The 13119-nt window shown below is 66.2% G+C and carries 14 protein-coding genes; 8 read left to right on the forward strand and 6 right to left on the reverse strand.

Translation table 11 applies throughout. The features are described 5' to 3' along the window. Nucleotides 1-31: 31 nt before the first annotated feature. The 4 genes from CFB43_RS15515 (at nucleotide 32) to hisC (ending at nucleotide 3658) form a co-directional block, all read left to right on the forward strand. Nucleotides 32-988 carry a ribose-phosphate pyrophosphokinase gene (locus CFB43_RS15515; protein ID WP_069248896.1) on the forward strand — a complete coding sequence of 319 codons (957 nt, stop codon included), beginning with the start codon at nucleotides 32-34 and terminating at the stop codon, nucleotides 986-988. A gap of 161 nt (nucleotides 989-1149) precedes the next feature. Next, nucleotides 1150-1755, forward strand: coding sequence for a 50S ribosomal protein L25/general stress protein Ctc (locus CFB43_RS15520; RefSeq protein ID WP_085042200.1), 606 nt, complete (start codon nucleotides 1150-1152; stop codon nucleotides 1753-1755). Nucleotides 1756-1876: 121 nt separating this feature from the next. Next, entirely contained in the window at nucleotides 1877-2476 is a 600-nt protein-coding gene (gene pth, locus CFB43_RS15525) for an aminoacyl-tRNA hydrolase (protein WP_006477776.1), read from the forward strand. A 114-nt stretch (nucleotides 2477-2590) separates the two neighbouring features. Beyond that, nucleotides 2591-3658 (forward strand): histidinol-phosphate transaminase, encoded by a 1068-nt coding sequence (gene hisC / locus CFB43_RS15530; RefSeq protein ID WP_089495670.1) that lies wholly within the window; start codon nucleotides 2591-2593, stop codon nucleotides 3656-3658. A gap of 84 nt (nucleotides 3659-3742) precedes the next feature. On the opposite strand, the gene CFB43_RS15535 is transcribed toward hisC, so the two are convergent. The 3 genes from CFB43_RS15535 to rsmD form a co-directional block, all read right to left on the reverse strand. Then, entirely contained in the window at nucleotides 3743-4009 is a 267-nt protein-coding gene (locus CFB43_RS15535; protein ID WP_069248899.1) for a YfhL family 4Fe-4S dicluster ferredoxin, read from the reverse strand. Nucleotides 4010-4068: 59 nt separating this feature from the next. Beyond that, complete coding sequence (gene coaD / locus CFB43_RS15540; protein WP_039346084.1) at nucleotides 4069-4566, reverse strand: pantetheine-phosphate adenylyltransferase; 498 nt, start codon at nucleotides 4564-4566, stop codon at nucleotides 4069-4071. Nucleotides 4567-4677: 111 nt separating this feature from the next. Beyond that, nucleotides 4678-5292, reverse strand: coding sequence for a 16S rRNA (guanine(966)-N(2))-methyltransferase RsmD (rsmD, locus tag CFB43_RS15545; RefSeq protein WP_089426360.1), 615 nt, complete (start codon nucleotides 5290-5292; stop codon nucleotides 4678-4680). Nucleotides 5293-5508: 216 nt separating this feature from the next. Between rsmD and ftsY the strand changes: the two genes are divergently transcribed. After that, nucleotides 5509-6663, forward strand: coding sequence for a signal recognition particle-docking protein FtsY (gene ftsY / locus CFB43_RS15550; RefSeq protein ID WP_089495671.1), 1155 nt, complete (start codon nucleotides 5509-5511; stop codon nucleotides 6661-6663). Between the two features lie 83 nt (nucleotides 6664-6746). On the opposite strand, the gene maiA is transcribed toward ftsY, so the two are convergent. Continuing rightward, entirely contained in the window at nucleotides 6747-7391 is a 645-nt protein-coding gene (gene maiA / locus CFB43_RS15555) for a maleylacetoacetate isomerase (RefSeq protein WP_089495895.1), read from the reverse strand. Between the two features lie 193 nt (nucleotides 7392-7584). Between maiA and ybiB the strand changes: the two genes are divergently transcribed. Both ybiB and leuA read left to right on the forward strand, forming a co-directional pair. Next, nucleotides 7585-8559, forward strand: coding sequence for a DNA-binding protein YbiB (gene ybiB / locus CFB43_RS15560; protein ID WP_089495672.1), 975 nt, complete (start codon nucleotides 7585-7587; stop codon nucleotides 8557-8559). 380 nt (nucleotides 8560-8939) lie between these two features. After that, nucleotides 8940-10586: a 2-isopropylmalate synthase gene (leuA, locus tag CFB43_RS15565; RefSeq protein ID WP_089495673.1), complete on the forward strand. Its 1647-nt coding sequence runs from the start codon at nucleotides 8940-8942 to the stop codon at nucleotides 10584-10586. A 143-nt stretch (nucleotides 10587-10729) separates the two neighbouring features. On the opposite strand, the gene CFB43_RS15570 is transcribed toward leuA, so the two are convergent. Further along, nucleotides 10730-11113, reverse strand: a complete 384-nt coding sequence (locus CFB43_RS15570) for a nuclear transport factor 2 family protein (protein ID WP_039346091.1) — start codon at nucleotides 11111-11113, stop codon at nucleotides 10730-10732. A gap of 45 nt (nucleotides 11114-11158) precedes the next feature. After that, on the reverse strand, nucleotides 11159-11728 hold the full coding sequence (gene pagL / locus CFB43_RS15575; RefSeq protein ID WP_089456962.1) for a lipid A 3-O-deacylase PagL: 570 nt from the start codon (nucleotides 11726-11728) through the stop codon (nucleotides 11159-11161). Nucleotides 11729-12088: 360 nt separating this feature from the next. Between pagL and rpoH the strand changes: the two genes are divergently transcribed. Then, the gene (gene rpoH / locus CFB43_RS15585) at nucleotides 12089-13024 is read left to right on the forward strand and encodes an RNA polymerase sigma factor RpoH (protein ID WP_089426365.1); all 936 of its coding nucleotides are present in this window, start codon (nucleotides 12089-12091) and stop codon (nucleotides 13022-13024) included. Nucleotides 13025-13119 lie beyond the last annotated feature (95 nt).

The following is a 13119-nucleotide window of genomic DNA, read 5'->3' on the forward strand; positions in this document are numbered from 1 at the left end:
ATTTCCCGCCTAAGCCCGAAGCAGGTGCACGATGAGCAGCCATGACGGCCTGATGGTTTTTACTGGCAACGCGAATCCCGCGCTCGCCCAGGAAGTCGTCAATATCCTTGGAATTCCCCTCGGCAAAGCAATGGTCAGCCGTTTCTCCGACGGCGAGATCCAGGTCGAGATCCAGGAAAACGTGCGTGGCAAGGACGTCTTCGTCCTGCAATCCACGTGCGCACCGGCGAACGACAACCTGATGGAGCTGATGATCATGGTCGATGCGCTCAAGCGCGCATCCGCCGGCCGGATCACCGCAGCCATCCCCTACTTCGGTTACGCCCGTCAGGATCGCCGCCCGCGTTCGGCGCGCGTCGCGATCTCGGCGAAGGTCGTCGCGAACATGCTGGAAATCGCCGGCGTCGAGCGGATCATCACGATGGATCTGCACGCCGACCAGATTCAAGGCTTCTTCGACATCCCGGTCGACAACATCTACGCAACGCCGATCCTGCTGGGTGACCTGCGCAAGCAGAACTACCCGGATCTGCTCGTCGTGTCGCCGGACGTCGGCGGCGTGGTGCGTGCCCGGGCACTCGCGAAGCAGCTCAACTGCGATCTCGCGATCATCGACAAGCGTCGCCCGAAGGCGAACGTCTCCGAAGTGATGAACATCATCGGTGAAGTCGAAGGCCGCACCTGCGTGATCATGGACGACATGGTCGATACGGCAGGCACGCTCTGCAAGGCCGCGCAAGTGCTGAAAGAGCGCGGCGCGAAGCAGGTCTTCGCCTACGCGACGCACCCGGTGCTGTCGGGTGGCGCAGCCGATCGTATCGCCGCATCGGCGCTCGACGAGCTGGTCGTCACCGACACGATCCCGCTGTCCGCCGAATCGCTCGGCTGCTCGAAGATCCGTTCGCTGACGAGCGCGAGCTTGCTGGCCGAAACGTTCTCGCGGATCCGCCGCGGCGACTCGGTGATGTCGCTGTTCGCGGAATCCTGATCGCGAATCGACTGAACAAAGCATGCGCAGAAAGCGAAGCGGCAACGCTTCGCTTTTTGCACAATCGGACGGGATAGACGAAACCCCGTCCGTTTCATCGGGGGCCGCAGTTTGACGGCCCCGTTTTACTGCCTGGTCGCGGGCAGCTATTGGAGAATCACATGAAAGTCGTCGCTTTCGAGCGCCAAGAGCAAGGTACGGGTGCGAGCCGCCGCCTGCGCAACGCTGGTAAGACCACGGGTATCGTTTACGGTGGCGAAGCAGCCCCGCAAAAGATCGAACTCGATCACAACGCCCTGTGGCACGCCCTGAAGAAGGAAGCTTTCCACTCGTCGATCCTCGACCTCGAAGTGGCTGGCCAGTCGCAACAGGTTCTGCTGCGCGACGTGCAATACCACCCGTTCAAGCAACTGGTGCTGCACGTGGACTTCCAACGCGTTGACGCGAAGAAGAAGCTGCACACGAAGGCTCCGCTGCACTTCCTGAACGCTGAAATCAGCCCGGCCGTGAAGCTGTCGAGCGCGATCGTTTCGCACGTCGCGACGGAAATCGAAATCGAGTGCCTGCCGGCTGACCTGCCGGAGTTCCTCGAAGTCGACCTGTCGAAGATCGAAGCCGGTCAATCGCTGCACGCGAAGGACATCACGCTGCCGAAGGGCGTCGCGCTGGTCGCGCACATCGACGCGGAAAACCCGGTTGTCGCATCGGCGACGGTCCCGGCGGGTGCCGTGTCGGACGCAGCAGAAGGCGAAACGCCGGCTGCCTAAGCGGGCTGCCCACGCGCCCCATCGATCCGTTTCTCGAAACGGTCGACGCAACCCGCCGCGGCTTGCCCGGCGGGTTTTTCTTTTTCTGCGCCCAGGCGGCCGTTGCCGCCTTCGAAACGTCATGATCAAACTGATAGTCGGCCTCGGCAATCCCGGGGCGGAATACACCGCGACGCGCCACAACGCCGGCTTCTGGCTGATCGACCAGCTCGCCCGCGAAGCCGGCACGACGCTGCGCGACGAGCGCCGCTTCCATGGCTTCTACGCGAAAGCGCGCCTGCACGGCGAAGAAGTCCACCTGCTCGAGCCGCAAACCTACATGAACCGCTCCGGCCAGTCGGTCGTCGCGCTCGCGCAGTTCTTCAAGATCCTGCCCGACCAGATCCTCGTCGCGCACGACGAGCTCGACCTGCCGCCCGGCACCGTGAAGCTTAAGCTCGGCGGCGGCAGCGGCGGCCACAACGGCCTGAAGGACATCACCGCCCACCTGTCGTCGCAGCAGTACTGGCGGCTGCGGATCGGCATCGGCCATCCGCGCGACCTGATTCCGGAAAGCGCGCGCGCCGGCGCGAAGCCCGACGTCGCGAACTTCGTGCTGAAGCCGCCGCGCCGCGAGGAACAGGACGTGATCGACGCGTCGATCGAACGCGCGCTCGCCGTGATGCCGATGGTCGTCAAGGGCGAACTCGACCGCGCGACGATGCAGCTGCATCGCAACTGACCGCATCGCACCGCTCCTGTGCATCGAGCCGTCCGGCGCCGCCGGCCGGCCCCTCCCGCCCCGCCCCGGCGCACATGCGGTAATCTGGTCGCTTTGCCCGACAGGAGCCAAGCGGTGAGCCGTTACTGGAGCGACATCGTTCAGCAACTCGTGCCTTACGTGCCGGGCGAGCAGCCCGCGCTCGCACACCCCGTCAAGCTGAACACCAACGAGAATCCCTATCCGCCGTCGCCGCGCGTCGTCGCGGCGATCGCGCGCGAACTCGGCGAGACCGGCGACACGCTGCGCCGCTATCCCGACCCGGTTGCGCGCGCGCTGCGCGAAACGGTCGCGGCCCATCACCGGATCAAGCCCGAGCAGGTGTTCGTCGGCAACGGCTCCGACGAGGTGCTCGCGCACACGTTCCAGGCGCTGCTCAAGCACGACCGGCCGCTGCGCTTTCCCGACATCACGTACAGCTTCTATCCGACCTATGCGCGCCTGTACGGCGTCCAGACGTCGATCGTGCCGCTCGCGGACGACTTCTCGATCCGAGTCGACGACTATCTCGACGACGCCGGCGGCGTGCTGTTTCCGAACCCGAACGCACCGACCGGGCGCGCGCTGCCGCTCGCTGACGTCGAGCGGATCGCAGCGGCGAATCCGTCGTCGGTCGTCGTGATCGACGAAGCGTATGTCGACTTCGGCGCGCAGTCCGCGATCACGCTGACCGACCGCTACCCGAACCTGCTCGTCGTCCACACGACGTCGAAGGCGCGTTCGCTTGCGGGCATGCGCGTCGGCTTCGCGTTCGGCGATGCCGCGCTGATCGACGCGCTGAACCGCGTGAAGGACAGCTTCAACTCGTACCCGCTCGACCGGCTCGCGCAAGTGGCCGCGCAGGCCGCCTATGAAGACACCGACTATTTCAACGCAACCTGCCGGCGCGTGATCGACAGCCGGACGCGTCTGACGCATGCGCTGGACGCGCTCGGCTTCGACATCGTGCCGTCGGCCGCGAATTTCGTGTTCGCGCGCCATCCTGCGCACGACGCGGGCGCGATCGCAGCGAAACTGAAGGAACGGGAGATTTTCGTGCGGCACTTCCGGCTGCCGCGGATCGACCAGCACCTGCGCATCACCGTCGGCACCGACGCCGAATGCGATGCGCTCGTCGCGGCGTTGCGCGAGCTGCTGGCCTGAAACGGAAGAACCGGCGCCGGGCGGCGCCGATCCGGATGCGTGACGGTCGTGCCGAAGGACTCGAGCGCGCGCGTCACCGCAGGGTCACGACGCGTCGTCGCCCTTTTCGGCGGTCAACGCGTGATACTTCTCCATCAATTGCGCGTGCGATTCGTCATGCTGCGGATCGCGCGGAATGCATTCGACCGGACACACCTGCTGGCACTGCGGTTCGTCGAAATGGCCGACGCACTCGGTGCACTTGTTCGGGTCGATCACGTAGATGTCCGGGCCCATCGAAATCGCGCCGTTCGGGCACTCGGGCTCGCACACGTCGCAATTGATGCACTCGTCGGTAATCATCAAAGCCATACTGATCTCACTTCTTCAGGCCGGCGGCCGGCTTCGCAACGAAACCGGCCGGCGCCGCATCACGCGGCAGGGCCTCCGATCGCGGCGACTTTCTCGGTCAGCCACTTCTCGACGGACGGGAACACGAACTTGCTGACATCGCCGCCCAACTGCGCGATTTCGCGCACGATCGTCCCCGAGATGAACTGGTACTGATCGGACGGCGTCATGAACATCGTCTCGACGTCGGGCAGCAGGTAGCGGTTCATCCCCGCCATCTGGAACTCATACTCGAAATCGGACACGGCGCGCAGGCCGCGCACGATCACGCGCGCATTGTTGGTGCGGACGAAATCCTTCAGGAGGCCGGTGAAACTCATCACCTTCACGTTCGGATAATGGCCGAGCACCTCGTTCGCAATCGTCAGACGTTCTTCGAGCGAGAAGAACGGCTTTTTCGCGCGGCTGTCGGCCACACCGACCACCAGCGTATCAAAAATGCTCGACGCACGCCGCACGAGGTCTTCGTGCCCGCGCGTCAGCGGATCGAACGTACCGGGATACACGGCGACTACCATGTCGCTCCTCCTGTCATCACGCAAACGGGATGGCAGCGGTGCGATGCGCACGCCGCTGCCGAGATGGGCATGCGTCGCCTTTGCGGCGCGCCGCCTCGTATGGAACGCGCATTATTCATCATTTTCGCGCCGCAGCAAATGATAGTGAACCGCACCGGCCTTGCCGTGCTTCACGACCTCCCAACCGGCGAGCGCGTCGTGCGCGGCCGGATCGAGCTCCGCCCCCGTCTCGACGTACAGCGCGCCGCCCGCCGCGACGAGCGGCGCCGCCAGCGCAATCGCGCGCTCGAGCGCGGCCAGATCGTCGAACGGCGGATCGAGAAACACGACGTCGAACGCGCCCGGCGTGAGCCCGGCCGCGAGCCGCAGCGCGTCCGCCTCCGCGACCTCGACCGCACGTGCACCGAGCTTGTCCTTGATCGCACGCAGTTGCTGCGCCGCGCGCGGGTGGCGCTCGACCATCACGACGCTCGCCGCGCCGCGCGACGCCGCCTCGAAACCGAGCGCACCGGTGCCTGCGAACAGGTCGAGGCAACGCCGGCCTTCGAGATCCTGGCCAAGCCAGTTGAACAGCGTCTCGCGCACGCGATCGGGGGTCGGCCGCAGGCCGTCCAGATCGAGCACCGCGAGCGGCGTGCGTTTCCAGTCACCGCCGATGATGCGGATCGTGTGCGGCTTGCCGCGGCCAGAAGGGGCCGCCGGGCGGCCGGGAGAGGAACGGGACATACGGAAATATCGACGACGGAGGGACCGGGCGCGCGCGGGGGCGCGCCGCTAAACAGGCGCACGTTACCACAGCGGCGATGCACACTGGCGCGAGCGCCACGCCGCACTGATAAAATGCACGGTTTCGGCCGCCGTGCGCCGCGCCCGCGCGAACGCAGAGCGGCCCGTCTGGTGCCCGTCCCTGGCGGCGGCCCGCCCTCTTCCCGACGTCAGACCATGTTCAGCTTCTTCAAACGATTCAAGAAAACGCAGGAGCCCGATCCGGCGGAATCGCAATCGGCCGACGCGCAGCAAACGGACGAGCCGTCCGATGCGTCCGCGGTCGAGGCCCCGCCCGCGGCCGACGTGCCGCAAGCGCCCGCGCAACCGGCCGCGCCGGCCGTCGTGATGACGGTCACGCCGACCAACGACGGCCGCGACGAAGTCGTCGAGACGGTCGAAATCGTCCCGCCGCCGCTGCAGGACGCCACCGCGAAGAAATCGTGGCTCGCGCGCCTGAAAACGGGGCTCGCCAAGACGGGCTCGAGCATCACCGGCGTGTTCGTCAATACGAAGATCGACGAGGATCTGTACGAGGAGCTCGAGACCGCGCTGCTGATGTCCGACGCGGGCGTCGACGCGACCGAGTACCTGCTCGGCGCGCTGCGCGAAAAGGTGCGCACGGGCCGCCTGACCGACCCGCAGGAGGTGAAATCCGCGCTGCACGACCTGCTCGTCGAGTTGCTGACGCCGCTCGAGAAATCGCTGATGCTCGGCCGCGCGCAGCCGCTCGTGATGATGATCACCGGCGTGAACGGCGCCGGCAAGACGACCAGCATCGGCAAGCTCGCGAAGCATCTGCAGAGCTTCGACCAGTCGGTGCTGCTGGCCGCGGGCGACACGTTCCGCGCGGCCGCGCGCGAACAACTGGCGGTCTGGGGCGAGCGCAACAACGTGACGGTCGTGCAGCAGGAAAGCGGCGATCCGGCCGCGGTGATCTTCGACGCGGTCAGCGCCGCACGCGCGCGCAAGATCGACGTGATGATGGCCGACACGGCCGGCCGCCTGCCGACGCAGCTCCACCTGATGGAAGAGCTGAAGAAGGTGAAGCGCGTGATCTCGAAGGCGCACGACGGCGCGCCGCATGAAGTGCTGCTGGTGATCGACGCGAACACCGGCCAGAACGCGCTCACGCAGGTGAAGGCATTCGACGACGCGCTCGGCCTCACCGGCCTCATCGTCACGAAGCTCGACGGCACCGCGAAGGGCGGGATTCTCGCCGCGATCGCGCGGCAGCGCCCGGTGCCGGTCTACTTCATCGGCGTCGGCGAGAAGGTCGAGGATCTGCAGCCGTTCAGCGCGGTCGAATTCGCGGACGCGCTGCTCGGCTGAACACCGCGGGCACGCATCGCACAGGGCGCCTTCGGGCGCCCTTTTTCATGCGCGCCCGGTCATGCATGCCGGGCGCACCACGCTCATTCGGCGTCGGGCTGCGCGCCGGGCTCGGCGGCCTTGAACGCATCGAGCGTCGACGCATGGTCGACGATCCGCTGGATCGTCGGATAGCGCGTCGTGTCGATCGAGAAGCGGTTCGCGTTGAACACCTGCGGCACGAGGCACACGTCGGCAAGCGTCGGCGTATCGCCGAAGCACAGCTTGCCGGTGCGCGGATCGCTCGCGAGACGTGTCTCGAGCGTCTCGAAGCCGGCCTCGATCCAGTGCCGGTACCACGCGTTCTTCGCGTCCTCGGGCACCTTCAGCGTGTGCTTCAGGTACTTCAGCACGCGCAGGTTGTTGAGCGGATGGATTTCGCACGCGATCTGCAGCGCGACCGCGCGTACATACGCGCGATCGACCGGCTGCTTCGGCAGCAGCGCCGGTTCCGGATGAGTTTCCTCGAGATATTCGATGATCGCGAGCGACTGCTGCAGCGTCGCGTCGCCGTCGATCAGCGTCGGCACGACCGCATCCGGATTCAGCGCGCGGTACGCGTCCTTCAGTTGCTCACCGCCGTCGCGCAGCATGTGCACGGGGACATAGTCGAACGGCAGCTGCTTCAGGTTCAGGGCGATCCGCACGCGGTACGACGCGGAACTGCGGAAATAGCTGTAAAGCTTCATGGGATGTCTCTCGTAGTCGTATTCGGCCGGCGACGGCACGGGCGCGGCGCAGCCGGCGCGCACCGCCGGGAATCAGAGTGTAGCGCGCCGCGCCGCGCGGCCCCGCCTGGCGGCAGCCGCACCCGTGCGATACTCGGGGCATTCCTCACCGCTCACAGCGCGGCCCGATGCCGGCCGCCCGCCCCACGCCCCGATGACCGCTTCCCACGATCCCGCCGCCGTTCCGTTCCCGTGCGCCCGCTTCATCAAGGAAATCGGCCGCGGCCCGCACGGCGCACGCGCGCTGTCCGCCGAGGACACGTTCGAGCTCTACCGCGCGATGCTCGACGCGCGCGTGTCGGACATCGAACTCGGCGCGATCCTGATCGCCTATCGGCTGAAAGGCGAATCCGCCGACGAGCTGGCCGCGATGCTCGCCGCCGCGCAGGCGTCGTTCGAGCCGGTGCACGTGCAGGATGCCGCGTTCCGCCCCGTGTCGATCCCGAGCTACAACGGCGCGCGCAAGCAGCCGAACCTCGTGCCGCTGCTCGCGCTGCTGCTCGCGCGCGAAGGCGTGCCGGTGCTCGTGCATGGCGTCGAGCAGGATCCGGGCCGCGTGACGAGCGCCGAGATTTTCTCGGCGTTATCGCTCGCACCGTCGGCTTCGCACGATGCGATCGAGGACATGCTCGCCGAGCGCCGCGTCGCGTTCGCGTCGATCGAGGTGCTGGCGCCGCGCATCGCACGCCTGCTGTCGATGCGCAGCGTGCTCGGCGTGCGCAACTCGACGCACACGCTCGTGAAGATCCTGCAGCCGTTCGCGCCGGCCGGCCTGCGGCTCGTCAACTACACGCACCCGCCGTACCGCGACAGCCTGGCGCAATTGTTCCGCGACCATCCGGATGCCGCGCTCGGCGGCGCGCTGCTGGCACGCGGCACCGAGGGCGAAGCCGTTGCCGACACGCGGCGCCAGGTGCAGGTCGACTGGCTGCACGACGGCGTGTGCGACACGCTGATCGAGGCCGAACGCTCGTCGACCGATGCGCCCCCGGTTCCCCTGCCCGAATCGCGCGACGCGGCCACGACGGCCGCATGGACCGACGCCGTATTGCGCGGCGAAGTGCCGGTGCCCGACACGGTCGCCCGGCAGGTCGCGACGATCGTGCAGATCGCCCGCATCGCACGCTGACGGCACGCTCGCGAACCGGCCCCGCTTGCGGGGCATTTGACACGCGAGCGCATCCTGGCATAGAGTTGCCGTCATGCGTTCCTTTCCGAACACCCTCCGAATTACCTCCGGCCGCCTAGCGCGGCCGCTATCGCTACGACTAGCCTAAGGCTTTCGTAGCGCCGTGTGCTGTCCGCACGGTCCCTCCCAGCAGTTCCTCGCCGTACCCCTCTCGTAGTTTTTACAACCCGAAGTCGTCAGCATTCGTCCGTCTATCCGTCGGCCGACTCGCGAAGATCATCCGCATCCGCAGCGCGTTCACGTGCCGCGGAGCGAGGCAGCGCCAACCGTCGCCCATGCCGCCCGTCTTCGCTCGCGACTTGAGACCCGAGGTCCAGAAGATGCAGCGCAATCCGCAAGACAAGTACCGTCCGTTCGAGCCCGTCCGCCTCAATGGCCGCAAATGGCCGTCGCGCACCATCGAGCGCGCGCCCGTCTGGATGAGCACCGACCTGCGCGACGGCAACCAGTCGCTGATCGAGCCGATGAGCATCGAGCAGAAGCTCGAGTTCTTCGAGATGCTGGTCGCGATCGGGTTCAAGGAGATCGAAGTCGGTTTTCCGTCGGCGTCGCAAACCGACTTCGATTTCGTCCGCAAGCTGATCGACGACAAGCGGATTCCCTATGACGTGACGATCGAAGTGCTCGTGCAGGCGCGCGAGGACCTGATCGCCCGCACGTTCGACTCGCTCGAAGGCGTGCCGCGCGCGATCGTGCACCTGTACAACGCGGTGTGCCCGTCGTTCCGCCGTATCGTGTTCGGGATGTCGAAGGCCGACGTGAAGGCGCTCGCGATCGACGGCACGCGCATCATCAAGGAGCACGCCGCCGCGCGCCCCGACACGCAGTGGACCTTCCAGTACTCGCCGGAAACCTTCAGCATGACCGAGCTGACGTTCGCGCGCGAGATCTGCGACGCAGTCGCGCAGACTTGGCGACCGACCCGCGATCACAAGATGATCGTCAACCTGCCGGCCACCGTCGAAGCAGCGAGCCCGAACGTGTTCGCCGACCAGATCGAGTGGATGGACCGCAACCTCGCGTACCGCGACAGCATCGTGTTGTCCGTGCATCCGCACAACGATCGCGGCACCGCGGTCGCGGCGGCCGAACTCGCGCTGCTCGCGGGCGCCGACCGCATCGAGGGCTGCCTGTTCGGCAATGGCGAGCGCACCGGCAACGTCGATCTCGTCACGCTCGCGCTGAATCTCTACACGCAGGGCATCGATCCGGGCCTCGATTTCTCCGACATCGACGCGGTGCGCCGCGTCGTCGAACGCTGCAACCAGATTCCCGTGCATCCGCGCCATCCGTACGCGGGCGACCTCGTGTTCACCGCGTTCTCGGGCTCGCACCAGGACGCGATCCGCAAGGGCTTCGCGCAGCAGCGCCCCGACGCGGCCTGGGAAGTGCCGTACCTGCCGATCGACCCGGCCGACCTCGGCCGCAGCTATGACGCGGTGATCCGCGTGAACAGCCAGTCCGGCAAGGGCGGCGCGACGTTCCTGCTCGAACGCGGGATGGGCTTCACGCCGACGCGCCGCGTACAGATCGAATTCAGCCATGCGGTGCAGACGCTCGCCGACGCGTCCGGCGAGGAAGTGACGGGCGACGCGATCTGCGCGTTGTTCGCGCGCGAATTCTTCGACACCGACGGGCCGGCCGCGCGACACGGCAACGGCGCACGCTGGCAGAACCGCGAGATCGCGGCAGCGCCCGCGGCGGATACGACGCCCGACGAGACCGTGCGACGTTTGGCCGCGGCATTCGCGGCGGCTGCCGGCGCGGCGATCGACGTCGCGTCGTGCGAACACGCCCGCACGACGGACGGACGAATCGCGGTATCGGTCGGCTGCCGGGTCGGCGATGCGCCGCTGCGGCACGGCGTCGGCCTGCACGCCGATGCGGCGAGCGCCGCGCTCGACGCGGTCGTCAGCGCGATCAACCGCTCGGCCTGGCACTGCGCGGATCGCCGCGCGGCGGCCTGAGCGGCAGGTTCCGTTTCAGGGTTCAAACGTCAGCGAGCGGGGCGTGACTGCCCGTGCGCCGCGCGATCCGCGCCGCACGAGGCAGCAAAAAGCGGCCCAGAAGGCCGCTTCGGTCGGGACATGAAAAGGAGCGCCACACGCGCTCACGTCTCGGTCGCGCACCGCGTCGCCTGCCACGCGAACAGGCTCCAGCGGCCCTGTTCGTGGGTATGGACGGAGGTATAGGCGATCGGGAAGACCAGGCCGCCGTTGTTCGTTTCCATCTCGATCAACGCGCGCCCGGTGACGACGCAGGTTTCATCGCCGACGGGCAGCACGTCCTGCGACTGGATTTCGATCTGGCGATAGCGGCGGCGGCCGGCGACGATGGCGTCGATGAACTGCTGCTTGGTTTCGCGTTTGCCGTTGGTATGGACGAAGAACACCTTGTCCGACAAAAGCGTGTCGAGCGCCTCGCCGTCCCCGTCCACCATCGCCCGGAACCGATCGCGCTCGAGCGCGCGGATCGCATCGACCACCTTCGCCATCGCCTGACTCCTCGGCAACGCGCACGCCGTGCGCGGGCGTGCGGATCAGAAGTTGTACTGCAAGTAGAACTGGTGGAAATTTATACCAGGATTCGGCTCTTTGATACCCGCGTTAGACACATGTTCAAAACGGTAGCCGACCTGATACTGTTGCCGTTGGCCGAACTGCACGCCCACCCCCGCCGTCGGCGCGAACTGGAACGCGGTCCCCAACGAGAAGTGATCCGAGATCGTCGGGTGCGTCAGCAGCCTCACGCCGCCGCCGGCCTCGATGAACGGGCGGATCTCCCCGGCGCTCTTGATGAAACGGAACATCGGCGTCACGCCGAATTCGCCGATGCTGCTGTGGACGTTGCCGCCCGTGTGCCAGTAGCCGGCATGCCCTTCGACGACGAACGCGAAGTGCCAGCCGCCGATTTCCCACCAGTTCCAGCCCGGATCCCACACCACGCCGAGATCGGCCTTGTCGACCCCACGGCGATCCGAAAAACCGCCGCCCGCCTGAATCCCCCATCGATCCGCGCATGCCGCACCCGATCCGCCCAGAAGGGACGCCGCCAGCATCGCATGCAGCGCCAGCCGGCTGCGGGGCCGGCGATTCTTCTTATTGTTCATCTGTCACTCCAACTTTGTGGGTTGAATGGAGCCAGCCGCTTCGGCCGGCTCAAGCGAACTGAATGGTATGGTAAAGGACTTTTCGGATCGGCATCACAAAGCGAAATGGCTTGCTTCCAAAACGACAAAAATTGAAATCGTCTACCGATTACCATCAGAAACAACGGCTTACGGAACTTCGCTTCGCCCCCTCTGTCGCAGAATAGACTATCGACTCGACTTGCTCGATAGAAAAAGCGGGAACTCCGATGCCCACGCTTGCTCTAAGGAATTAGCACTCGGTTTCCGGGAGTGCTAAGATGGCTCCCGGAATCTCATCCGAGACCGGGGGTTTGTCCCTGATTCCAAAGGAGTTTTTTAGTGAGCAACGCCCTGACCCTCCCGAACACCCTGAGCCCCACGCCGGCCAAGGCCGCATCGGCAGGCTCGCTGGCGCTCGCAGCCCAATCGATGTTGCCGGGCCAGCTTGGCAACATCGACGCGTATATCCAGGCCGTCAATCGCATTCCGCTGCTGACGCCGGAAGAGGAACGCCAGTACGCGACCGAATTCCGCGAAGGCAACAACCTCGACTCGGCACGCCGCCTCGTGCTGTCGCACCTGCGGCTCGTCGTGTCGATCTCGCGCAACTATCTCGGCTACGGCCTCCCGCACGGCGACCTGATCCAGGAAGGCAACATCGGCCTGATGAAGGCGGTGAAGCGCTTCGACCCGGCGCAAAACGTGCGCCTGGTGTCGTACGCGATCCACTGGATCAAGGCCGAGATTCACGAGTACATCCTGCGCAACTGGCGCACGGTGAAGGTCGCGACGACGAAGGCGCAGCGCAAGCTGTTCTTCAACCTGCGCAGCCACAAGAAAGGCCTGCAGGCAATGACGCCCGAGGAAATCGACGGCCTCGCGAAGGAACTCAACGTCAAGCGCGAAGACGTGACCGAAATGGAAACGCGCCTGTCGGGTGGCGACATCGCGCTCGAAGGGCAGGTCGAGGACGGCGAGGAGTCGTACGCGCCGATCGCCTATCTGGCCGACTCGCACAACGAACCGACCGCCGTGCTGGCCGCGCGTCAGCGCGACACGCTGCAGACGGACGGCATCGCGCAGGCACTCGGCGCACTCGACGCACGCAGCCGCCGCATCATCGAGGCGCGCTGGCTGCACGTCGACGACGACGGCTCGGGCGGCTCGACGCTGCACGATCTCGCCGCCGAGTTCGGTGTGTCGGCAGAGCGCATCCGCCAGATCGAGGCGAGCGCGATGAAAAAGATGCGCACCGCCCTCGCCGAATACGCGTAAATCGCTGCGATTTAGAGCGCCTCATCAAAAACCGCTGCCCGACCGGCAGCGGTTTTTTTTCGCCCGTCTTTTCCACTGCTTTTCATTCGCTGCTT

The sequence above is a fragment of the Burkholderia sp. AU15512 genome, assembly GCF_002223325.1.
Classification (GTDB): domain Bacteria; phylum Pseudomonadota; class Gammaproteobacteria; order Burkholderiales; family Burkholderiaceae; genus Burkholderia.